The organism is Vibrio sp. V39_P1S14PM300, assembly GCF_009904765.1.
GTDB lineage: Bacteria > Pseudomonadota > Gammaproteobacteria > Enterobacterales > Vibrionaceae > Vibrio > Vibrio proteolyticus.
The window spans coordinates 1-2134 of the sequence record NZ_WXWP01000057.1 but is presented as its reverse complement, the minus strand read 5'-3'; the positions used below and the strand labels follow the sequence as shown (position 1 = coordinate 2134).

Genomic DNA, 2134 nt, shown 5'->3' with positions numbered 1-2134 from the left:
CCAGTATACTTTAGGTCGATAAATAAAGTATCGTTTCGAATTATTATTGTATTTAAATGATAATAATAAAATACTGTATAAAAGAAGAAATCCAGAGTATAAAACTCGAGAACCAAAAAGTGAACCTGGAGTAACCCCCATGATTCCACGACCATCTTTCGCTAATGGAAAAATCAAACTAGGAAATGCGTAATCTATAGCAACAAACACAACGGATACGAGTAACACAGTAGTTAGAAATTGGGTGTAGTCTTTCAGCAAACGCTGCCTGTCATATGTGAGTGCATACGCCAGTACAAAAAAAACAAAAACATATTTAAGTGTAAAAAAAGTTTGCACTAAGTTAAGAGGAGGAAGCCCACTCCTAAAGATCATAAAAATAGAATAACCAAATAATAATAAAGATAAGGATAAAAACTTTTTTTTCACTGGTTTTAAAAGTAAAACTAAGAAAAATGCCGCTGTACAAATAAAAATATAAACATGATTAAATGCCGAAAGAAAACTTAACTCTATTATATTTTGCCTAGATATAAAGAACAAAATTAAGGTTATGATCAATAAATTCAGATAACCTTTAGATGTAAATATCATATTGATACCAAATAAAACCTAATTTTCTCTGGATGTAATATTACGACCAAAGCTGACCATTTAGCTGTTAGAATAACGACGACTTACACGCTTAGAAACACCCGTAAGGAGCTCATAGGGGATAACTCCAGCATATTTCGCAATGTGCTCGATTGGTAGAGAATCACCCCACAAGGTCACTTCATCTCCCATTTTGACGACAGAATCCTTCCCAATATCGACACTGATTAAGTCCATAGAAACCCGTCCAACTAGGGGGTATTCAACCCCATTGATCAGCACTGGCGTCCCATTTTTTGCACTTCTAGGATAGCCATCCGCATACCCAATCCCAATCACAGCTAAATTGGTGTCTCGTTCAGAAACCCAAACACCATCATAACCTACAGGTTCACCTTTAGAATGGCGACGCACCGAGGTAACATAGGCTTTTAAAGATTGAGATGTGCGCAGCCCTAATTCTGGACCAGTTTTATCGCCCAACGGGGATAGGCCATATAGTGAAAGACCGACTCTAGCATGGCTTTGACCAGTGAAGTAACCTTGTAAAAGCCCTGCAGAGTTTGTAATTGAGGTTCTCACATTTAGGTTAGACGTAGTACTTTCAAAATTGTCTAACTGGAAAAGGCTACGCTCAGAATCATTGTCAGCAGAAGAGTAATGACTCAAGATCCCTTTTACCGTGATATTCGGCATAGATTTTAGAGCTTCAAGAGTACGATTAAGCTCATCAGCATGTAACCCTAAACGATGCATACCGCTGTCAAACTTAATCCAACATTGCAACTCGCAGTCTGTAGGAAGTGTTCTCAAAATATCGAGTTGACTCTCGGAATGAACTACAACTATAAGTTCATGCTCAATAGCCTGCATTAGATCATCGTATGTATTAACGCCAGAGAAAACTAGAATATTTTTTTTTATACCAGAGATCTTTAAAGCAACCCCCTCAGACAGGCGAGCGACAGCAAAAGTGTCAATAGAGTCAATTGCTTGACAAACTTCTAATGCGCCATGTCCATAAGCGTCTGCTTTTATTACGCCAATAAGCTCACATTTAGCATTTGTTTTTGCACTTAGAACTTTCGCGTTATGTTTAATCGATTCTAAATCAATTAGTAGGTAAGGTTCAGACACTATTATTTACCTTCTTCCTTACTAAAATATTGCTAGATGCGTATTTAGGTACACTACAATCGAAGCTGTCATGCATGCACTAAGAAGAAAACCAATGCTTTCTTTTAAAAGGTAGTGCTGTTTTACTTTAGTATTAACCAGAGCATAAAGTATAAACGCGGCAAAAATACAGCTTAACATTGTCGATACTGCGGAGCCTAAAATACCATATCTTAGTGTTAAAAAATAACTTAATGGAATATTTACTAACGTAGCAAATAGAAAACCAAACATTTTGTATTTTGCCGTTTTTTCTTCTAGAGAAAGAACATTAGTATAAAGTATATACAATGTATTAAACAAAAAGCTCAAGCTAAGAACCACAAATACATCATAACTAAATTCTATTTTATCACTATATATA

1 protein-coding gene and 2 pseudogenes are annotated in these 2134 nt (G+C 35.9%); all 3 read right to left on the bottom strand.

Features of this window, described 5'->3' with window-relative positions; translation table 11 throughout:
* A pseudogene (locus CAG65_RS22150) lies at positions 1 to 594 on the bottom strand (hypothetical protein); the annotation flags it as partial.
* A 60-nt stretch (positions 595 to 654) separates the two neighbouring features.
* A complete protein-coding gene (alr, locus tag CAG65_RS02885) occupies positions 655 to 1731 on the bottom strand; it encodes an alanine racemase (protein WP_161452048.1) in 1077 nt (358 codons plus the stop codon).
* 21 nt (positions 1732 to 1752) lie between these two features.
* Positions 1753 to 2134 (bottom strand): annotated as a pseudogene (locus tag CAG65_RS02880) (polysaccharide biosynthesis C-terminal domain-containing protein); the annotation flags it as partial.